We start from the raw sequence: 21,130 nt of genomic DNA on the forward strand, positions 1-21,130 counted from the left end.
CGTCTAAATTAATTTAAGTTTTCCAAAATCAGTGCGACGCCTTGTCCCACACCCACACACATCGTGCAAAGTGCATAGCGTCCACCTCGTTTTTTTAGCTCACGTGTTGCGGTAATCACTAAGCGAGTACCACTCATACCTAATGGGTGCCCTAATGCAATTGCACCACCATTTGGGTTAACGCGTTCATCGTCATCTTTTAGACCAAGTTCACGCATACAAGCTAAAGATTGGGCTGCGAATGCTTCATTTAGCTCAATCACATCCATCTGATCTAGCGTTAAACCTGTTTGCTTTAAAATTTTCTGCACAGCAGGAACAGGACCTATACCCATATATTTGGGTTCAACCCCTGCACTTGCAATGCCAATCACACGAGCTAAAGGTTTTAAACCATGTGTATCTGCAAATTCACGGTTAGTAATTAACACACACGCGGCACCGTCATTTACACCAGAGGCATTTCCGGCAGTCACCGAGCCGCCTTCTTTTCTAAAAGGCGCTTTTAACTTTGCAAGTGCTTCAAGTGTCGTTTCACGCGGATGTTCGTCTCGATTCACAACATTCACGTTTTTCTTACGGTCAACAATCTCGACAGGCAAAATCTCATCAGTAAAAAAACCGTTTTGTTGTGCAGCAGCCGTTTTTTGTTGACTACGCAATGCAAAAGCATCTTGGTCTTCACGACTAATTTGATATTTTTCAGCTACATTCTCGGCGGTTTCCGGCATGCTGTCTGTGCCGTATTGCGCTTTAAGTTGCTTATTTACAAAGCGCCAGCCAATGGTGGTGTCATAAATTTCAGGGGTACGGCTAAATGCTTCGGTCGGTTTAGCTTGTACAAATGGCGCGCGGCTCATTGACTCAACACCACCTGCCAACACGAACTGCGCTTCACCTGCTTTAATTGAGCGTGCCGCAAGACCTACTGCATCTAGACCCGAAGCACATAAGCGATTAACCGTCATGGCTGGTACAGTATCAGGTAAGCCTGCCAAGAGTGTTGCCATACGTGCAACGTTACGGTTGTCTTCACCTGCTTGGTTGGCACATCCTAAAAATACTTCGTCTACCGTATTCCACGGTAAGTTTGGGTGTTTATCTTTTAAATATTTGATGGGCAATGCAGCTAAATCATCTGCACGTACAGCACTTAGGGCACCTGCATATCGTCCAATTGGGGTACGAATAAAATCGCAAATTAAAACGTCTTCCATGTTGACTCCTGATTATGCAAATTCGGTCATATCACGTGAATATTGAGTAGCAATGTTTTGAGTTTTCGCTACATATTGCTTGAGGTAGATACTCGCGCGATATTTTTCCTCTCCATACAGTGCATATAAGTTATTTAAAGTTTGGAGCACATAAGCGCCACCCATTTGTGTCAACCACTGGTAAGGGCCTTTAGGATAATTCACTCCATATTTCATGGCATTATCAATATCTTCCAGACTCGCAACACCATGTAAACTTGCTTCGCAGGCTTCATTAATGAGTAAAGCGATGGTGCGTAAGGTTAACAGTGCCGGATGGTCTTTAATCCACATCACGCTCATACCAAACTGTGCAAAGTAAGCCTCAACTTTAGCCAGATCACTTGCTTCACAAAGCTCGTTATGACTCAGTACTAAAGTCTCTGCGTGCTCAAAATCATGGTGCCAATCCATTAAAACCACTTTACGGCTTAAGTAATGAATATTGGCTGACTCACCTTGGCTTAAACGTAAATCGATATCATCAATTTGAAGGATATTGTCTTCACTCGCAGATCCGCTTTTTAAACCCAAACGTGTTAAAAAAGCAGGTAGCTGAGACCAAGTCCCTTTGAGCTGAATATGGGCATCAACTGGTTTGACAGTCACAGTTTGAGGTTGAAAAGTCTCGTACTGATTTTTTTCGTTATAGCTATAAAAGCCTTGTTTTGACTTACGACCCCAAGCGCCTGCATCGACCAATTCTTTTTGAATCAGGCTTGGGCGGTAGCGTGGTTCGTAAAAAAACTCTTGATAAACGCTTTGCGTCACCGAAAAGTTAACATCTTGCCCAATGAGGTCGGTAAGTTCACACGGCCCCATCGCAAAACCGCCACATTGCTTTAATGCATAGTCTAGCTGGTCATAGCTGGTGACTTGTTCTTGCAGTGCTCTAAAGCCTTCTGCATAAAACGGACGTGCAATTCGGTTAACAATAAATCCAGGAGTCGACTTGGTGAGTACTGGAATTTTTTTCCAGCCGAGCATCAAGTTTTTTAAAGCCAAACATAAGCTGTTTGGAGTTTTTAAGCCTTGCACAATTTCAACCAGTTTCATGACTGGCGCAGGGTTAAAAAAGTGTAAACCCACTACGCGCTCTGGGTGAGGAATGCCAGCCGAAATTGCAGTCACTGAAATTGAAGATGTGTTACTTGCAAAAATGGTTTGCGAACTACAAATTTCAGCGAGTTGCTTAAATAAAGATTGTTTAACTTCTTTTTTCTCAACAACCGCTTCAATCACCAAGTCAGCATCACGCAGTGCTTCAACTTGACTCACCACAGTCAAACGCGCTAAGGCTTCATCAGCTTGCTGCTCTGTGAGCTTGTTCTTTTCAACCAGCTTTTTAAAAGTCTGCCCCAAGCCCTCAACTGCTTGTTGCGCTTTTTGAGCGTCCAGATCATATAAAATGGTCGAGTGCCCATTAACGATGGCTAACTGGGCAATGCCGATGCCCATGGTGCCAGAACCAATGACGGCAATTCGGGCACGAGATAAGTCTAAATCTGTCATGCTTAGCGCCCTTTAAAATTTGGTTCACGTTTATTCATAAAGGCTTGTACCCCTTCACGATAATCTTCTGAACGTCCCGCAATGCGTTGAAAGTCTCGCTCTAACAGCATTTGCTCATCAAAGGTGTTATTACTTGATTGATGAATGGCTTTTTTAATGAGAGATAGACCAAAAGTAGGTTGTTTCGCTAAACGTTCAGCGAGTTCAGTGACTTTTGTTTTAAGCTCAGCATCTTCAACTACATCCCAAATCATGCCCCATTCTTTTGCGGTTTCTGCTGGGAGCTTGTCACCTAACAAGGTCAAACCCATCGCACGTGCATGGCCTACAGCACGTGGTAAAAACCATGTACCAGCCGAGTCCGGAACCAGTCCTAAGCGGCAAAAGACTTGTACGAAGTTTGCCGATTTGGCTGCAATCACCAAATCACATGCCAGTGCAATATTTGCCCCTGCACCTGCTGCCACACCATTTACGGCGCAAATGACAGGCTTTGGCATATTTACAATCGTTTTAATGAGCGGGTTATAGTAAGTTTCAATGGAATATCCTAAATCTGGAGCTTCAGCGTTTGGGTCAACTACACGATCACCTAAATCTTGCCCTGCACAAAAGCCACGACCTTCGCCACTAATCACCACACAGCGAACATCCGGATTTTTGGTCCACTGGTTTAAAACCTCAGCCACTTCACGGTGCATATCAACGTTAAAGCTATTCAGTGCTTTTGGGCGGTTAAATGTCAGGTAGCCAACACCATTTTTTTCTTCAGCAATAATATTTTGATAGTCCATCACTCACCTCTAAACTCTGGCTTTCTTTTCTCAAAGAAAGCATTAATCCCTTCGTTTCGATCTTTTGTAGCTGCCAGCCAGACAAAGTTTTGACGTTCAAACTTAAGGCCCTGACTTAAAGTCGTTTCATGAATACTTTTAATTGATTGTTTAATCACGCGAATCGCTAAAGGTGCTTGTTTCGCAATTTTTGCTGCAAGTTGAACCGCATATTCAACGGTTAATTCGGTCGGAACCACTTGACTGCAAATGCCATGTTGCTCTGCCTGTTTTGCCGAAATCATCTCACCTGTCATGGCCCAGCGCATGGTAAGTTGTTGCCCAACCAAGCGTGCTAAACGCTGTGTTCCGCCTGCACCCGGCAACATACCCAAGATAATTTCAGGTAAAGCAAAACGGGCATTTTCACCGCAAATCACCATATCTGAATGCAAAACCAGCTCAAAACCAGCGCCTAAGGCATAGCCATTGACTGCACTAATCAGTGGCTTACTAAATGCATCAATTTTTTGCCAAAGCTTCGGGCGAATATCGAGTTGCAAAGACACGGCGTCCATTGCAGCCAATTCACTAAGATCTGCTCCAGCTGCAAAGCACTGAGCGTTACCTGTTAAAACCACCGCTTTGACTTGAGCATTATGTTCAGCTTCTTCGAGCAACTCGCATAAACACTGCAATGTCGCATTGTTTAAGGCATTTCTTTTTTCTGGACGGTTTAGGGTTAATAACAAAACACCGTCAGTTGCTGTGCTGGCTTTGATTAACTCTTGCATGACGGCCTCTATTCATCAAAACTCAAGCGAACATTTGAGCCTTTTGGTAAGGTCTGACAGCTCAGCACATAGCCCTTTTCAACTTCATCTTCTTCAAGACTGTAGTTAAGGAACATGTCGACTTCGCCAGAAAGTACCTTACAGCGACAGGTCGCACACACCCCACCTTTACAGGCATACGGTAAGTCAGCACCTGCACGTAAAGCCGCATCAAGAATACTTTCATCGTCCTGAGCCACAGAAACAATCAGCTCACGACCATCTAAAATAATGTTGACCTTTTCTTCTTTGCGGTTCGCATCCGCTTCAGCGCTACGTTTACGCGCTTGTCCTGTGTGGAAACGTTCGGTGTGGATTTTTTCTTTTGCAATACCATAGTTTGGCAACGTGCTTTCTACGGCATTCATCATTTCGTCTGGACCACAGGCAAACACATGGTCAAAACTCATTTCAAGTACATCAAAATCAAAAAGTTGTTTTAGCTTTTCTTCATCAATACGACCATTCATTAGTTCACTGTCATTGAACTCACGAGAAAAAATATTGATGAGCTGAAAACGTTCTTTAAACTGATCTTTCAAATCCATAATTTGCTCGGCAAACATGGTTTGTTTCCATGAACGATTGCCATAGAGCAAGGTAAATTTTGCTTCAGGTTGTTCAAATAAAACTTGCTTAACAATCGATAAAATTGGGGTAATACCACTGCCCGCAGCAACGCCTAAATAGTTTTGTCCGCCGATCTTGGCTGCTTTTTGAAAAAACACACCTTGTGGTGGCATCACTTCAAGCACATCACCCACTTTTAAATGGTCATTTGCCCAGTTTGAAAATTGACCTTGATCAATTTTTTTAACCGCAATACTGATGTCTTCTTTTGCCGCATAGCTACAAATTGAATAACAACGGCGGATTTCACCAGCTTCAGTTAAATGGCGAATGGTTAAGTGTTGACCCGGTTGAAATTGAAATTGTTCTTGTTGTTCAGGTACAACGTCAAATGCAATACAAATTGCCTGATCGGTTTGCGGTGTAATACTTTTTACTTTTAATGGTACAAATTGGCTCATGGCTGATTTCCTTATCTAAAGACTTAAATACATTTGAAGTAATCAAAAGGCTCAAGACAGTCCTGACATTTATAAAGTGCTTTACAGGCAGTAGAACTAAACTCTGTTAACAATCGGGTATGTCGGCTTTTACAACGTGGGCACTCAACACCATCTTTTAAGTGAACGTGAGTACCACATTGATGCGCCAACCCTTCAGGTGGTGCAATGCCATAAACTTGAAGTTTCTTTTTACCCGCTTCAGACATCCAGTCCGTGGTCCATGCTTCTGACAAATCGACCATCACTTTGACTGGTGTCAAAGCTTCTGCGGTAAAGGCCTCAGCAATTTGTGCTTTCAACATATCTGTTGCTGGACAACCGCTATATGTCGGAGTTAGACGAACAATAATTTCTTGTTGATCGTTAATTTCTACACCGCGAATCATGCCTAAATCCACAACCGATAAAACCGGAATTTCAGGGTCACTTACCGTTTGTAGAACATCCCAACATTGGTCGATGCAATGACGAATCATTTGCATGGCTCACCTCCTTGTCTTACCAGGTCATGCCCGGATAAGTTCTTTGAATACTTTGCATTTCAGCCAACAAATAACCTAAATGCTCAGTATGCAATCCTTGTTTTGCACCACGGCGATAAGCACCGTTCACAGCAACATTTAATTCAAAACGCTTAAGCTCATCTGCAATGGTTTGGTTCCATTGTTCTTTTTCATTTGAAAAATCTGGAATTACGCCTTCTGCAACTAATGCTTGTTCGTCTGCATTAAGTTCAAATAACTCAGCAGTAAAGCGCCATAAATTATTTAATCCGTCTTGTACACGTTGATGCGCTTCATCTGTGCTTAAACTTAAACGTTCCATCCAGCTAGTCGAAAAACGGATGTGATACTTCACTTCTTTTAAAGATTTCACAGCAAGCGCACTGACTTCTGGAAGCGAACTCTGGGTTAAAGCAGTAAATAAATGAAGATGGTAATGGTCCATCAACCACTGGCGTACAATCGTTTGAGCAAAATCACCATTCGGTTGTTCACACAACAATAGGTTTAAAAACTCACGTTCAGTACGGAAATATGCAAGCTGGTCTTCATCACGCTTAGCTTCGTCATATTGGCCTGCCAAAGTCAGAAAGTTTCTTGCCTGACCCAACAAGTCCAAACCGATATTTGCTAAAGCAATATCAACTTCAAGCTCAGGTGCATGCCCGCACCATTCAGCCAAACGCTGAGATAAAACCAGTTGACTGTCGCCAATATGTAATAAGAATTTAGATAAAACTGTATTATTCATTTCCATTCTCCCTTACATGTGCTCAATACCGTCTGGGATATGGTAAAAAGTCGGATGACGATAAACCTTGTCTAGAGAAGGATCGAAAAATTCAGCTTTTTCATCTGGCTGTGATGATTTAATCAGTTCAGAACGAACCACCCAAATGCTAATTCCTTCATTACGACGCGTATAAACATCACGAGCATGTTGTAGTGCGATTTCATCATCAGGTGCTCTTAAGCTGCCTACATGACGGTGGCTTAAACCTTGTTTACTACGTACAAATACTTCGTAGAGCGACCAGTTGTTTTTATCTTCCATTTTGATTTCCTCAAATTTTTCCATAAATCTTGTTAAGCCACTTTGTTCGCTTCAAGCTGCTGTTTTTTCGCATAGACCACTGCTGCATCACGAACCCATTTGCCGTTTTCCCATGCCTTACGGCGTGCTTCGATACGCTCGTGATTACATGGTCCACGTCCGGCAATCACTTCATTAAATTCGTGCCAGTCGATTTCGCCAAACTCGTAGTGGCCTGTTTCTTCATTCAGTTTTAAATCTGGGTCTGGAACTTCCAAACCTAGCTGTAAAATTTGCGGCACAGTGTTATCAACAAACTTTTGACGTAATTCATCGTTACTAAAGCGTTTGATTTTCCATGCCATGCTTTGCGCGCTGTTCGGAGAATGCTCATCACTTGGACCAAACATCATGAGCGCTGGCCACCAATAGCGATTTACCGCATCTTGTGCCATCTGTTTTTGTTCTGGTGTACCGCCTGCTAAAGCCATCATGGCTTCAAAACCTTGGCGTTGGTGGAAACTTTCTTCTTTACAAATACGTACCATTGCACGTGCATATGGTCCATAAGAGGTACGGCAAAGCGCAACTTGGTTCACAATGGCGGCCCCATCGACAAGCCAACCAATCGCAGCGACATCTGCCCAAGTCAAAGTTGGATAGTTAAAGATTGATGAGTATTTCATTTTCCCATCAATTAATTTTTCCATCATGTCATCACGGTCAGCACCTAAGGTTTCAGCCGCACTGTACAAATACAAACCATGACCCGCTTCATCTTGTACCTTCGCCAGCAAAACCGCTTTACGTTTTAAAGTTGGCGCACGCGTAATCCAGTTCCCTTCAGGCAACATACCTACAATTTCAGAATGGCCATGTTGCCCGATTTGACGAATCAATGTTTTGCGATAGGCATCGGGCATTTGATCCTTAGCCTCGATCGTAATTTCATTGGCAATATTTTGTTCAAATTTCTGGTAATTGTTTTCCATTCTTTCATTCCCTGTAGGTATCACCCTTGAATCTATTTTTCGATACACCAAAAACAAAGTCAATCACTTTTTTAGTATCAAATTAAATCCAACCAATAAACAAGAATTAAATATTTGAAATTAATAAATATTAATTAAAAACAAAAAATCTTTTTACGTTTATAAATCAAAATAAAGTTGACTTTTAGACAAATTAATCTGAAATTATGAATCATATTTTCACAATTTTTATAATTGATGTATCACATAAAAAAGGAGTTTGGTCATGCTTGAACAAGCACACCTAGAAGGAACCTCAACCGACACAGATTTTCAGCAGGCGGAGCATCAACTGTCTCATCTTGCTTCTTATGTCTATGGAACATGGCATTCGACGAGTGAAGAACTACGTCCTGTTTATCATGCCATTACAGGTGAATCGATTTATGCCGTAAGCAGTCATGGCATAGATATGAAACGTGTTGTTCAATATGCCAAACAAAATGGTTCAGAACTGGCTAACTGGACATTCCACCAACGTGCAAATGCGTTAAAACAAATTGCCCAACATTTACTTGAGCGTAAAGAAGAGTTCTACAAACTTGCTTATGCAACAGGTGCAACTCGTAAAGATGCATGGATTGATATTGAAGGTGGCATCCAGACGTTATTTGCTTATTCAAGTTTGGTTCGTCGTGAACTCAATGATGAAAAAATTATTACTGAAGATAGCTGGATTCAACTATCTAAAAATGGCACTTTCGGTGCTAAACACATTTTAAGTCCTAAAGCGGGTGTTGCCGTTCACATCAATGCTTTTAACTTCCCAATTTGGGGAATGCTTGAAAAGATCGCACCAACGCTACTTGCAGGTGTGCCATGTATTGTTAAACCTGCAACCGATAGCTCTCAGTTAACTCAAGCTGTTGTAAAAGCCATTGAAGAAGCGCATGTATTACCAAAAGGTTCACTACAACTCATTTGTGGCCAAACGTATGACTTGTTCGACCACTTAGGCCCACAAGACTGCGTTACGTTTACAGGTTCTGCTTACACAGGCCAAAAACTACGTAACCACCCTCACCTCAATAAATATTCGATTCCATTTAGCATGGAAGCCGACTCGGTAAACAGCGCAATTTTAAGCCCTGAAGCAAATGAAGAAACTGTCGATTTATTTGTGCGTGAAGTCTTCCGTGAAATGACTACAAAAGCAGGCCAAAAATGTACTGCGATTCGTCGTGCATTTGTTCCTGAAAATTTGTTAGCGACAGTACAAGAAAAGCTAACTGCCAAACTTGCTAAAGTTGTGGTGGGTGACCCTCAAAAAGAAGAAACCACCATGGGTGCTTTAGCGAGCATTAAACAAAAACATGATGTTGCAGAAAAAGTTGCCGAGCTCAGCAAAGACGCAAAAATTGTTTTTGGTGGCAACGATAGCTTTACATTTAATGCAGATCATCCTGAAAAAGGTGCGTTTTTCGCTCCAACTTTATTGGTGTGCGAACAGCCTTTACAAGCGACGAATGTTCATACCACAGAAGCTTTCGGTCCTGTATGTACCCTCATGCCATACAACAACATTGAAGAGCTTGCCGACCTCGTGTCACGTGGTGAAGGTAGCTTAGTGGCTTCAGTCGTTAAAAATAACGATGAGAATATTGAACAGATTATTCAAAAAATTGCCCCTTGGCATGGCCGTGTCCATGTACTCGATGCAGAATCGGCAAAAGAAAGTACAGGACATGGTTCTCCACTGCCTCATCTTGTACACGGCGGACCTGGCCGTGCAGGTGGCGGTGAAGAGTTAGGTGGTATTCGCGCCGTTAAACACTACATGCAGCGTACAGCAATTCAAGGTTCTCCAAATAGCTTGACGCAAATTACCCACTCGTGGACTGCTGGCTCGAAAGTTAACGAAGACCGTGTTCATCCATTTAAAAAGTCTTTTGATGAGTTAGTGATTGGTGAACGTTTATTAACAGCGCGTCGCACCGTAAGCGAAGCAGATATTGTCAACTTTGCTGGTTTAAGCGGTGACTATTTCTATGCACATACCGACAAAATTGCAGCTGCCGAGTCTTTCTTTGGTGAGCGTGTGGCACACGGATATTTCATTGTATCTGCCGCAGCAGGTCTATTTGTAGATGCAGCACAAGGTCCTGTCATTGCCAACTATGGTATGGACAACTTACGCTTTGTTGAACCGGTTAAAATCGGTGACTCGATTCAGGTTGAACTCACCTGTAAACAAAAAACACCTAAACCACAAAAAGACCCTTCTCAACCTGCACATGGCGTTGTGGTGTGGGATATTAAAGTCAAAAACCAACGTGGTGAACTTGTCGCAACTTACGACATTTTGACTTTAGTTGCTCGTGATTTATAAATAGAACTCAAACTGATGGATATTTAATTTATCCATCAGTTTTTTATCTTACATAGGTGTTGAACTATCCCACAAGAAATAATGATCAAAAAAATAAGTATGGCTAGCGCTACTGTTGTTTCTTTTATACTAAAAAATTTCAAAATTTGTACTATTAAAAACTGTCGTACGAGGAAATACAGGAATCCTTTTTGCCAATCAGTCTCAATTTGTTAAGATGGCAACCGTGAGAAATTAAGTTAAGCTCACACACTGTTGACTCAATTTTGACATAAAAAAGATACACTAAAAGGTATACTTTTTTCTTAGATTAAGTCCAATTTACACAGAAGTTGTTAGAATTGGTTAGATGACCAAACGTAAAATATTATTGATTTTTTAAGGGTTTATTACGCATGAATAGCGCTGAAATCATGGCCGATCTCTCCACCCACACTCCAATGATGCATCAGTCTTTTATATTTGTTTTACAATAATTTTTATTAAAAATAAATATAAAAGTACACTACTAGGTACACTTAATCCAATTTATCATTTTTTAACCACTTGAGTGATATTTAAAAATTTTAGTTAAAGGCTTACTTCAGGAATACTTAATTTTATCTTTTAAGCCCAAATATAATTTTATAACTTGATGGTACTGATATTCTTTTATTATTATTTTTAAAGTTCTCGAGTCAATAAAATGGACAACATATGTCAAACCAATTTGACTCTGTCTCTATAAAAAAAGAAAATATTTATAAATAGGTCCATATCTTCAATAAAAATTGATTTTTCGTATAGCCTCAAATTGAAACAAATACTATTTAAATGAAGCATCAAATTTATTAGTACCAAATCACAGCCTTAATTTTAATAGCTATTTAAAAAACCTATAAACAGTAAGGATACGTAATCCCCAATAATAACCAAGTCAACTACTGCCCTCACACTTTGCACCAATTTACTGTTTTCGTATTTGTAGTGATTGTTCACATCTCATCTGTTTGGTTTCAACCAATCGTTTGGCCTTGTTATTACGCCTGTCATGACGCGTATAAGTTTTGGGTCTAACGGGTGGACATATAAAAGGCTGCTGTTGATTCATCATGATTTGTCCCATAAAAGTACTCCTATATTTTTTAAGGCATAAAAAAACCACATCCGAAGATGTGGTTTTTGTTGTGATCTAAATTAGACTCTAAACATATTGATTTAGAGAATCAGCGGGGATACATTTTAAATCTTCTGCTAATACATGAGCTTCTAATTTTTGAATATGAATTCTGTAATCAGAAGAATTAACTGATACGTTTGTCATAAAACGCTCATGCCCGAAATCTTTGGCAAATTTCACCCACAAAAAATCGAAAAGGTTTTTATTGTTAATTCTCAATAAAAATCCATCTTGCAACTGTTCAATCATAAGACCATTTGAATATTGTCCACCCATTCTTTGCGCTCTCTGTTTACAATACACTAAATGATTCTTTACGAAGGCTTTTCATAACTTTTCAACACATGGATTCCTTTATTTAGACTAAAAGTCTGAAATTATGAAATAGCTTCGTAAATTCATGACATCATTCTTAACGCCTGTTCCAAACCATGCCGAATTTAATCGATGATTCTGACTCATTGTCCTTGCACATAGTCATGACTATTAACTATTAATTTGCTTATAATACCTTCACTTCATTTATTACTATTATCAAAAATGGCTAATACCTCTAAATCATTTATACACTTTACCGCTTCTTTGGTGCTCTATTTCTCTGGGATAAATACACTTTACGCAAAAATACCTGATGAACTTCTTTATCAGCCTCCCAAAAATTTACAATCAACTCAACTAGCTACTTTAGTAGGTTTTCAAAAATTAAATGCTCTCCAGCTTATTAAAGCCCGTATATATCTTACTTATATCAATGATAAAGCTACTTTAAATCGCTCATCTGACTGGAATAAAGTTTATGAGATTTCTCCAGGTTCGACCGACATCCGACTTGTATCAGATACACCAAACTATTTTACAAGTGGTCGTTTAAAATTTACTGCAAAAGCCGGACAACATTATCAAGTTAAGAATAATCAGGCTGATATAAAGTTTAATAAAGAACCTTTACTATTTTGGGTGGAAGATATTGATACAGGTGATGTTGTAACACCTAAGCAGGAATTATTAGGTATTACGGTCCCTTCATCAGTAAGTTTTGTCCCTGTGATCATTTCAAAATAAAGAAGAGATATTATTGTGAAAAAAACTATTTTATTAATTAGCCTAGTTCTGTTGGGATCACTATTATCTGGATGTATAACAACTAGAAATACTGGACCTGTAGAACCAATCACTTATTACTCTTCTCCTGCTACTTCAACAAATACAGCGACAATTATCGGTAGCACTGAAATTAGCCAATCAATTAAAGCTGATAAAATTGCATATGTATTTGCTGTTGATTTTAAGAAAATCGAAAATGGCCGAGGACAAATGAATTCTCAGCTAGCAGTAGAAGCTGGTGAGCATGATCTACAGCTATGGTGTCAACAAGGCGGTTTTAAATATACAAACTTAGCACGAGTAAAACTTGAAGCTGGTAAGCATTATCAAGTTGGTTTCGCTATGAATGTCAATAAACAATACAATTGTTATATGTGGATCTACGAGCTTGAGGCCAAAAAAGCTATTGGAGAATTAATACCTACAATTGAAGTTGGTGAATATGCCAATCCCGACAAAATGCGTCCAATTACGCAATTTTTAGAAGCTAGACCACAAGTCCAATCGAATGTGACTATACCAATTCGAGTAATCAATAAAATGGGACATAATTAAAAACTCAAATAAAAGTAGGTCTTTAAGACCTACTTTTATAGACAAAATTTATATAGGAATTATTGACTACATGTTCCTTTTTCAGCTAGTTTCAATTTTTGAACTGCCTGCTGTCCTTCTTCATCTTCTACAATTTTCAGGTTTGCCCCTGCAACAACGAGACCCGGTTTTAAATATTGTTTAATAAAATAATTTTTCCCACCTGTTGCAAAGAACTTAAGCTCATTCGGTGAAAACTCTGACTCAGTAGAAATCGTATACTCTTGATTGCCAGCAACCTCTTCATAGAAGAAGACATTTGGTGCTGTCTCACCAATACAGTTGCCATTGATTTTGACATCTTTCTTAACCGCACCACCTAACCCACCAGTTCTGTATATATAAAGCCCCGCTTTATCTTTTTCTGGTTGTTTAAACTGTTTCACAGTTTCTGTAAGTGGCGAGTTTACAGTTGGTACAGATGCACAACCTGTAAAAATTAGAGTTGTTGCAGCAATAGTTATAAATTTACGCATTTTAGTCTCATGTTAAGTTGATGATAGAAATCATGTTTATATAATTGTGTTACAAGTAAATTTACTTTAAACCTTTATTCCAATGGATCAATATTCGGCATACTGTCATAAGCCCTGAGTATAGTTTCATAAGGTGTCGAGACCTTTTTATTATCCCAATACACAATTTTCAACCATATTGCAGCGTAACTATATAACCCCATTCTCAGCCAAGGTTCTTCCATATATTTAGTTAGCATCTGTTCCCCTGCTTCCACTAACTCTTCTTGGCTATATTTTGGTTCTAAATAATTACGGCACAATACATAACCATATTCACGGGGAGTCATTTTTTTCTTAATCGAGATTTCTTTTTTACCATGGTAATGTTCAAAACGATCTATCCCTACCTGATACTGGCCACATTGAACACAAAGCTGTAAAAAATCATCTAAAAAATCTGTTTTAAACTTACTTTTTGCATAAATATTATTTAACCCATCAAAGTCTTTCCATAATTCAAAAGATTTTTGCCAATAATCTGCTGCGTTCAAGTTTTCGGACATCCAAACAGCAAGAGCTTTGCTTCTAAATAAACGAGCATGATGAAAAATCAAATCGTTTCCTTCACCAAATGCTTCATTTCTATCTATCGCAAAATCTAGCCATTGGTGAACAGTAGGTAAATAGATTTCAACCTCTTTTTTAAGATTCACCAAATAACCAGAAATAATATTATCTAAAAGATGTATCGCATAATTACCCATTGGATTATCTGGATTAAATTTCTGTAAATCTCTCTCCATTGCCCCCAATAAGTACTCATAAAAAACCTCTTTTTCACGTTTTGGATCATAAATCATTTTATAAATACTCCAGATTATTTACATATTTTATTCACACAACTGAAAACTACTGAATTTTTAGAGTTACCTGTTGCAACTGTATAAGTTGTATAAGTACCCTTATTTAGATTATCTCTCGCTATATCTTTAATACTACTTGGTAAATTTGAACTCTGAACAGCTCGAAGTGCCTCATCAACAGCATTTACTCGGGTTGTTGGATTAGTAAAAGTTGGTGACGCCCCCAATTTAGAGTTACTACTCCGATATTTCGAATCCCATAAATAAACATTTCCAGTTTTTATATCTACAGAAATGATATCGGAACCATTACGCCCAATTGCATCACCATATTTTAAAACTACTTGATTCGGCTGAGCTACAACTTCATTTGCTAACCTTAGTTCAGCCTTATAACCATTAACATGTGAATTAGCGATATTTGGGTTCGTAGAGTCAAGTACTTTGGGTTTATAAGTATATCCCGCAGTTGGAACAGGCAATCTTGTATCTAATACAACCCCATTAAATGTGACAACAGGAGTTGCTTTTACTTCACTTATAATTTTTTGTGTTTGGGTAGTGCTGATTATACTAGTAATTGGTGCTTGATATTTAGCAGATTGCTTTGCAGCATCTGCAATTGAACTAGAAAATTTTAAACCCGCACTACCTAACTTAGCTGTTGCTGTTGCTGCTCCTTTAACAACCGTAAGAATCCCTGCAACTTCCCAAGTTAGAGTTCCAAGATCATACCCCACTTGCATCGCAGTCTGAATTCCACCTGTATTAAAGCCCGACTCAATTCTTTGAATTTTGGTATTGAAGGCTGTAAGAGTAGATTGAGCAAGTTGAGCTCTAACTTCACTGTCTGTCAGAATTGCCTTTAAACCATTTAATGTATCAATAGGATTAAGAATAGCCTTTCCGATATTCCAAATATCAGTTCCCGCACCTGCTGCTATACCTGATGCAAAACCACCTTGTGTTAAACGATCCTGTAAAACACTGATCCCACCGTATTTAGCAAATATAGCAACATCACCTAAAGCATTTGCTTTGATATACTCTAAATCTCTTTGCCTTTTTTGTTGTGTGCCTAACCAGTTATTCGTTAAAGCTGTATCAGCAGAGCTAATTGCAATATTTACGTCATATCCTGCATATGCAGCAACAGTTGCAGCTAATGCTTTACTCCCCTCTTTAATCGCCTTAAGTTGTGCATCTGTATAGTCATATTTATTTCCAGTAATCGTATCAGCAAATACTTCTCCAAGAGCCGCCCCAATCGCTCCTGCTGCACAATCCTTTTGTATAGAACCAGCTAAACATCCAGCCGCCGCATGGGCAACCTTATGTAAGATATAATCTAGATCAAAATTGCTCCCTTGTTGTATACCCGAAATATTATTAGATAAATATCCTTGAACAGCTGTAGCTAAACCTCCGAGTAATGCTGTTTGCAAATTATCATTTAAGTCCCCACCATTAATTGCAGTACTTACTAAAGCTGAACCAGTTGAGTTAACTAGATTAGTAACGATACGATCAGTAACACCTGTACCATTAAATTGTTGCATCCAGTTTGACCCGCCAATTTTATCTAGTAAACCTGCAGTTACTACAGAGGTTGCTAAATTTTTAACAGTATCTTTAGAACCAAGGTCTTTTAATGTCTGCACTACATCACCTTGATTATTTACCAAACTCACGGTGGCTTGTGAAGCCAATGAAGTTAAAGCGGCATTAATCATTATTCCTGTAGTCGTATATGTAGTTACGCCAGCAGCTGTAGTTGTAGCTAAAACCGTACCACCAAATGCTGTTGCACTACCTCCTGCACCCACAGCAACTGTTGTAGTTCCTACTGTTACTGTTGTTGCTCCACCTGAAGCAGCTACTGTGGTTGTTCCTAGTGCCGCTACCCCTGCTCCATAAGTTGCTATAGCAACAATTATTGCAATAATTGCTGCACCTGCACCTGTTAAACCTTGAGATTTGTAATCCCAATCCTTTTGTGCCAACAATATTTGCTGCCAATTCACATCATTTCTATTTACAAAGCTTTTGAGGTAAGCATTTCCAGGCTGATTCGCAAGCTTTAAAATTTCATCGCGTAATTCAACTTTATTAACATCAACTTCACTGGTAGGAACTTGGACAAGAAGCCCACCAGCAGCCTTAAATGTAGGTGGAACAGGTCCATTAAAGCTTGGTAATTTTGCAGTTTCAGTAATGGAACCTTTATCCTGCATAGATTGCCAAACAACTGAGTTTTTATCTTTTTTTATCAGATCTGTAATTTGTTTAGTGGCTGCCAAGAACTCAATTTTGCCACCAGATTCTATATGCGCACCTTTCAAATACTCAAACTCGGTTCCCACCAACCTTGTATCGAAGCCAGACTTCGTACCAATATAATCAGCTTTTAATACTGCGGGTAATTCTGAAATTTGGGTGCGAGTTGTATTCGTTTTTGAATCATTATATTTAATACCAGCAAACGATGATTTTTTAGTAATATCTACCTTGCTACTCGATGTCTCTTCTGCAGTATAAAAATTAAGATTTCCTCCAGATGTGATTGAAATCTGCCCGCCGTCAGCTGTAAACCGGCCAGAGTAAATATCGATATTATTGTCAGGTTTTGTCGGATCAACACCTGCAGCCAATTTCTTAGTTTCAATGTAAATATTCTTACCAGAAATATCGACAGAAGCCGCATTAGTTATATTAGTTTCCTCTGTAGTGGTAGTTGTCTTTTTCTTTAGTCCACCCCATGACTTTTTAGTCGTTGTAGCAGTACTTCGATCATAGCTTTGTTCAATAGCAGCATCAAAAAGCATACTTTTGTTTGCTTCAATTTTGACATCACCCTGACTAGCAATAATACCGGTTGCCTGTAAAACGAGATTGTCAGAAGTGGTATTACCAATCGCTTTAATATTAACGCCTTTTGTACCATTAATTATTGTTGGGCTAATAAAAGTACGCATACTGTAATTGGTATCTGCTTCATTGCCTCTATCATAAAAATCTGTATGCCCATCTATAATGATACTCGCAGCAAGAGTTCTTGGTAGAGTTTGACCAGAATTAAGAGTAGAGGATGTATATTGACTTGCTAATGGTCCTCGAGCTTCAATGTTCGCTTGTCCAGCTGTAGCTGTTAAGTTTGCCCCACTAATAGAAACACCTCTAGCAGCAGTTAAAGATATATTCCCACCATTGCTTGTGATAGCACTTTCGGCATGTTCGTAACCATTGTTATTCCCAGCTAAGAAACTTACAGTAGCTTGTAGTCTGTTAAGTTCACCTTCTAACTCTGTTATTTTATTCCTACTAGGAATATTATTATTTTTTACTTCTTTATATGTCTTTATTTCTGCTAAATACTTGTCTAAATCACTACGTATCAAATAAGGATTAAAATAATAAGTAGAATCATTTATGATAATAGTATCATGAACACCCCACCCTTCCTCATAGTAAGTTGAAAATGTTAAATTTTCAAAAAGAAATGGATTATTTAAATCCATACCAACAAATGGATTTAATCCGTCATAATTAGTATTATAATAATCACTTATTTTTAGTAAAAGTACATCCCTATAACTTAAAATATTCTTATAACTTTGTTCTTCATTTTTAAATCCTTGAGAGTTTTTTAAGTTATCAATCTTTGTTTTTACAACTCCGATATCATTATTTAAAAGCGCAGAGTACTTTGTCGTACTTTTATCTTTCAAAGTATTTTTGATTCCATCAATAAAGATATCTTCTTTGCTTGAAATCACCTTGATATCTTTTTGTGCAGTCAGCTGAGCACCCTGAATATCGATTTTAGTACCTTCTAGACTAATTCCTCCTCCAGCTGTACTAAGTTTAACTACTTGTTCAGAACCATTACCACTAGCCCCTTCATAGCCTTCCAAAGTTAGACTACCATTTTTGGAAACCAGTTCAATGTCCCCAATTGCACTAAGCTTATGGACTTTAGGATCTATAGTCAGTGAGTCCTGAGTCTGGATGGTTAAATCACCATTTAAGCTATTTAATTGAGTATTATTTTTAAGTAAATCACTGCCTGTTGCATTGAACTCAACAGCCTTAGGTGTATTTAATCCTCCCCCAGCCTCAACTAAAACAGCTCCACCAGTGAATTTGGTATTTTGAATATTTTGATTTTTTTCACTTACTACTGATAACACACCTGATGAGCTTAACTCACTGGTTTTAGTAGAACTAAAACTTGGAGTATCTCCTGAAGCAGCTTGACTATTAATATAAATATTTTTCTTAGAATTTAATGCAGTATGTTGCTGTGATGTAGACTTAATACCATCTAGTGTTAGATTATCTTTAGCAAATAATTCAATATTAGTTTTAGCCGTCAACGTACTATCAAATATATTATTTTGAGCGCCACTAGTCGCAATAATATTCCCATTTTGACTTTCTAAAACTGTATTTTGTATTGTGAGATTCCCTGTTCCACTCGTTCCTACAACAACCCCCTGATCACCTTTTAATATTGTTTTAACAGTTCCGTTATTCGTGAAAGTAGTATCTTTTGAACCTAAGATTGAGATCTTACCAACGGTAGAAACTGCATTTAGCCCTGTTGCTGTTAGTTTTCCATCTAAAGAAGCGATAGTAAGGTTATTTTGAGCTTTCAATGTCTGATTTAAGACAAGATCAGCGCTCTCTGAACTGACGTCAATATCTTTTTGTGAAGTCAGTGCACTATTTAGTCCTACTTTTTTAGCATGTAATTGAATACTATCTTTACTGGAAATTTCTTTTGCCGCAACAGTTAAACTATTCGCTGCATCAAGCTGGACCTTACCAGTAATAAGTGGAAGGTCCTTATCAGCATTGTTCCATATTAAATCACGACCACTGTAAGCCTTAATGTTCTTAACTCGTGTTGCAGAATTTTCAAGTGCAAACCCAAGACTCTTTAAATTTACATCTCCTGAACTATACAGGTTTAAATCTTTACCTCCATAAATAGTTCCGCCCTGGATATCAATTAAACCATCTGTATTTGAAGAATCCGTTTGTAAATTGATTGAACCTAAAGATGCCTGTATCTGATTTCCAGTCAGTGATAACTTTCCTTTCCCTGATACATTCAAATTTTGTGCTGCTATTAATTTTGCACCTTGTGCTGCAACTACATCTTTTTGTGACTGGATATAGGCAGAACCACGATTACTAGTGATGCCTGCGTTAGTTGCCAGATTGATGTTCGCTGCATCAACATATACATCCCCACTCTGGGCATCATTAAAAATTCGACTATTTGCCGCTAAATTTAAATTCCCTTTGCTACTAATGATTAAAGGAGAGGCAGCCAAACTACCATTATTAATGATAATTTCTTTAGCATTTATATTCAGGTCATTACCTGAATCAATATTTAACATGCTATTACTATTAATACTGCCTGATGAGTTGATATCTGCAGCTGCACCAACACTCGTTGTTTGTACACTGACCAAACCTTGGGTTTTACTGGTTGAACTGATTGTACCGCTATGCTCAATTTTTCCAGCACTGGTAATCACCAGATTGTTGACCGCCTGAAGTGTCCCCGCATTAGTAACACCTAAGCCCTTTTCCGTACCCATCAAGTAGATGTTATTAGCATACATTCCGCCTAATGCTTTCACATCCACTGCTAAAGTCGGTGCAGTCCCCGTACCAGTAATAGCAGCGATATTCTGCAGATCAGAACTGACCGTATTTGCTCCTGTTATTACCTGAATATCATTTTGTGCTTGTAGTTGGGCATTCAAGTCTAGAGCGCGGGCATAAATATCAACATAGTTGGCATTATTATTGTTACCACCCAACCCCAAAGTGCTATTGGTTGGTGCAGTAATAGTGACCTTACCTTGATTTACATTAAATTGCTGAATACTACCATCAGCATTTAACTGAGGCTTACCTGTAGTAAAAATTGCCTTATTGGCATTTATAAAGCCACCGCCTTTAATATTAATACCAGACGGGTTAGCAATAATCACATCTGCCATTTGCCCAGCCACTTCCAGATTTCCTTCAAAACGTGAGGCGGCTGATGAATTTACTTCATTGAGGATGACACGAGCTTCACCAGTCGCTAAAAATGGGTTTGCCCCCACGGCACCTACGGTTTTCGTGGTAGCTCCTGTTCGGCTATTATTTAAAACAGCGCCTTCAGCCAACACATCAAACTGTTTATAGATATTGTGGGAAATACCATTTTTGGGAGTCTGAATATTAACGACTGGAACTGTTGTGCCTGCTGAGTTCTTTCCGGCAGCAATGACAGCTCGATTTGCAGCATTCGCTGCACTATCTGCAACGATATCAGCATAGACTGGAGCAAAAGGCACCAATAAGCTCATACTTGTTACTAATGCCTTGACATGCCACAGTTGATGAAATGATTTTTCTTGTCCCGGTGATTGCCCAGAACTCACTATTTCTGAGGAGCTAGATTGTCCTGCCGCCTTGCTCTGGCTTCTGACATTCTCGGCAACTGCCATAAACATGTTACGGGCTTTGTTAAAAACAATTCGATAAAGATTTTTATTCATAAGTCAGTTTTCTCTAATTAAAATTAATCTTCTTTCTTAA

16 protein-coding genes are annotated in these 21,130 nt (G+C 38.8%); 3 read left to right on the top strand and 13 right to left on the bottom strand.

The genetic code is table 11. The features are described from left to right. Positions 1 to 8: 8 nt before the first annotated feature. The 9 genes from pcaF to paaA are packed head-to-tail and all read right to left on the bottom strand — an operon-like array spanning position 9 to position 7,975. Entirely contained in the window at positions 9 to 1,217 is a 1,209-nt protein-coding gene (pcaF, locus tag ACT53H_RS14790; RefSeq protein WP_087089153.1) for a 3-oxoadipyl-CoA thiolase, read from the bottom strand. Between the two features lie 12 nt (positions 1,218 to 1,229). Then, entirely contained in the window at positions 1,230 to 2,768 is a 1,539-nt protein-coding gene (locus tag ACT53H_RS14795) for a 3-hydroxyacyl-CoA dehydrogenase (RefSeq protein ID WP_476009526.1), read from the bottom strand. A 2-nt stretch (positions 2,769 to 2,770) separates the two neighbouring features. Further along, the gene (paaG, locus tag ACT53H_RS14800) at positions 2,771 to 3,562 is read right to left on the bottom strand and encodes a 2-(1,2-epoxy-1,2-dihydrophenyl)acetyl-CoA isomerase PaaG (RefSeq protein ID WP_476009527.1); all 792 of its coding nucleotides are present in this window, start codon (positions 3,560 to 3,562) and stop codon (positions 2,771 to 2,773) included. Then, entirely contained in the window at positions 3,562 to 4,335 is a 774-nt protein-coding gene (locus ACT53H_RS14805) for an enoyl-CoA hydratase-related protein (protein WP_476009528.1), read from the bottom strand. Before ACT53H_RS14805 ends, paaG begins: the two co-directional genes overlap by 1 nt. Positions 4,336 to 4,343: 8 nt before the next feature. Beyond that, complete coding sequence (gene paaE / locus ACT53H_RS14810) at positions 4,344 to 5,405, bottom strand: 1,2-phenylacetyl-CoA epoxidase subunit PaaE (RefSeq protein ID WP_476009529.1); 1,062 nt, start codon at positions 5,403 to 5,405, stop codon at positions 4,344 to 4,346. A gap of 23 nt (positions 5,406 to 5,428) precedes the next feature. After that, on the bottom strand, positions 5,429 to 5,929 hold the full coding sequence (gene paaD / locus ACT53H_RS14815) for a 1,2-phenylacetyl-CoA epoxidase subunit PaaD (RefSeq protein ID WP_078224502.1): 501 nt from the start codon (positions 5,927 to 5,929) through the stop codon (positions 5,429 to 5,431). A gap of 16 nt (positions 5,930 to 5,945) precedes the next feature. Continuing rightward, positions 5,946 to 6,701, bottom strand: a complete 756-nt coding sequence (gene paaC / locus ACT53H_RS14820; RefSeq protein ID WP_476009530.1) for a 1,2-phenylacetyl-CoA epoxidase subunit PaaC — start codon at positions 6,699 to 6,701, stop codon at positions 5,946 to 5,948. A 12-nt stretch (positions 6,702 to 6,713) separates the two neighbouring features. Then, a complete protein-coding gene (gene paaB / locus ACT53H_RS14825) occupies positions 6,714 to 7,004 on the bottom strand; it encodes a 1,2-phenylacetyl-CoA epoxidase subunit PaaB (protein ID WP_000389648.1) in 291 nt (96 codons plus the stop codon). Between the two features lie 32 nt (positions 7,005 to 7,036). Continuing rightward, on the bottom strand, positions 7,037 to 7,975 hold the full coding sequence (gene paaA, locus ACT53H_RS14830; protein WP_004793398.1) for a 1,2-phenylacetyl-CoA epoxidase subunit PaaA: 939 nt from the start codon (positions 7,973 to 7,975) through the stop codon (positions 7,037 to 7,039). Between the two features lie 265 nt (positions 7,976 to 8,240). On the opposite strand from paaA, the gene paaZ reads away from it, so the two are divergent. After that, the gene (gene paaZ, locus ACT53H_RS14835; RefSeq protein WP_476009531.1) at positions 8,241 to 10,343 is read left to right on the top strand and encodes a phenylacetic acid degradation bifunctional protein PaaZ; all 2,103 of its coding nucleotides are present in this window, start codon (positions 8,241 to 8,243) and stop codon (positions 10,341 to 10,343) included. Between the two features lie 1,183 nt (positions 10,344 to 11,526). Here the strand turns inward: paaZ and ACT53H_RS14840 are convergent. Beyond that, positions 11,527 to 11,778 carry a hypothetical protein gene (locus tag ACT53H_RS14840; RefSeq protein WP_282462963.1) on the bottom strand — a complete coding sequence of 84 codons (252 nt, stop codon included), beginning with the start codon at positions 11,776 to 11,778 and terminating at the stop codon, positions 11,527 to 11,529. A gap of 264 nt (positions 11,779 to 12,042) precedes the next feature. Here ACT53H_RS14840 and ACT53H_RS14845 point away from each other — a divergent pair, with 264 nt between their 5' ends. Both ACT53H_RS14845 and ACT53H_RS14850 read left to right on the top strand, forming a co-directional pair. Continuing rightward, a complete protein-coding gene (locus ACT53H_RS14845) occupies positions 12,043 to 12,564 on the top strand; it encodes a hypothetical protein (protein WP_476009532.1) in 522 nt (173 codons plus the stop codon). Positions 12,565 to 12,579: 15 nt separating this feature from the next. Beyond that, positions 12,580 to 13,161 (top strand): hypothetical protein, encoded by a 582-nt coding sequence (locus ACT53H_RS14850; RefSeq protein ID WP_476009533.1) that lies wholly within the window; start codon positions 12,580 to 12,582, stop codon positions 13,159 to 13,161. A gap of 59 nt (positions 13,162 to 13,220) precedes the next feature. On the opposite strand, the gene ACT53H_RS14855 is transcribed toward ACT53H_RS14850, so the two are convergent. From ACT53H_RS14855 to ACT53H_RS14865, 3 genes are all read right to left on the bottom strand, one after another. After that, entirely contained in the window at positions 13,221 to 13,676 is a 456-nt protein-coding gene (locus ACT53H_RS14855) for a DUF2846 domain-containing protein (protein ID WP_151302725.1), read from the bottom strand. Between the two features lie 74 nt (positions 13,677 to 13,750). Beyond that, the gene (locus ACT53H_RS14860) at positions 13,751 to 14,518 is read right to left on the bottom strand and encodes a hypothetical protein (RefSeq protein WP_279980031.1); all 768 of its coding nucleotides are present in this window, start codon (positions 14,516 to 14,518) and stop codon (positions 13,751 to 13,753) included. A gap of 17 nt (positions 14,519 to 14,535) precedes the next feature. Further along, positions 14,536 to 21,090 (bottom strand): two-partner secretion domain-containing protein, encoded by a 6,555-nt coding sequence (locus ACT53H_RS14865; RefSeq protein WP_476009534.1) that lies wholly within the window; start codon positions 21,088 to 21,090, stop codon positions 14,536 to 14,538. Positions 21,091 to 21,130: the final 40 nt, after the last annotated feature.

Source organism: Acinetobacter sp. DMC2 (assembly GCF_056314305.1).

What these genes read in the sequence shown, in the direction of transcription:
- pcaF (WP_087089153.1), bottom strand. Translation starts at nt 1,217, where the DNA reads ATGGAAGACGTTTTAATTTGCGATTTTATTCGTACCCCAATTGGACGA.
- paaD (WP_078224502.1), bottom strand. Translation starts at nt 5,929, where the DNA reads ATGCAAATGATTCGTCATTGCATCGACCAATGTTGGGATGTTCTACAA.
- paaB (WP_000389648.1), bottom strand. Translation starts at nt 7,004, where the DNA reads ATGGAAGATAAAAACAACTGGTCGCTCTACGAAGTATTTGTACGTAGT.
- paaE (WP_476009529.1), bottom strand. Translation starts at nt 5,405, where the DNA reads ATGAGCCAATTTGTACCATTAAAAGTAAAAAGTATTACACCGCAAACC.
- paaG (WP_476009527.1), bottom strand. Translation starts at nt 3,562, where the DNA reads ATGGACTATCAAAATATTATTGCTGAAGAAAAAAATGGTGTTGGCTAC.
- ACT53H_RS14845 (WP_476009532.1), top strand. Translation starts at nt 12,043, where the DNA reads ATGGCTAATACCTCTAAATCATTTATACACTTTACCGCTTCTTTGGTG.
- ACT53H_RS14840 (WP_282462963.1), bottom strand. Translation starts at nt 11,778, where the DNA reads ATGGGTGGACAATATTCAAATGGTCTTATGATTGAACAGTTGCAAGAT.
- ACT53H_RS14855 (WP_151302725.1), bottom strand. Translation starts at nt 13,676, where the DNA reads ATGCGTAAATTTATAACTATTGCTGCAACAACTCTAATTTTTACAGGT.
- paaC (WP_476009530.1), bottom strand. Translation starts at nt 6,701, where the DNA reads ATGAATAATACAGTTTTATCTAAATTCTTATTACATATTGGCGACAGT.
- paaA (WP_004793398.1), bottom strand. Translation starts at nt 7,975, where the DNA reads ATGGAAAACAATTACCAGAAATTTGAACAAAATATTGCCAATGAAATT.
- ACT53H_RS14805 (WP_476009528.1), bottom strand. Translation starts at nt 4,335, where the DNA reads ATGCAAGAGTTAATCAAAGCCAGCACAGCAACTGACGGTGTTTTGTTA.
- ACT53H_RS14860 (WP_279980031.1), bottom strand. Translation starts at nt 14,518, where the DNA reads ATGATTTATGATCCAAAACGTGAAAAAGAGGTTTTTTATGAGTACTTA.
- ACT53H_RS14795 (WP_476009526.1), bottom strand. Translation starts at nt 2,768, where the DNA reads ATGACAGATTTAGACTTATCTCGTGCCCGAATTGCCGTCATTGGTTCT.
- paaZ (WP_476009531.1), top strand. Translation starts at nt 8,241, where the DNA reads ATGCTTGAACAAGCACACCTAGAAGGAACCTCAACCGACACAGATTTT.
- ACT53H_RS14865 (WP_476009534.1), bottom strand. Translation starts at nt 21,090, where the DNA reads ATGAATAAAAATCTTTATCGAATTGTTTTTAACAAAGCCCGTAACATG.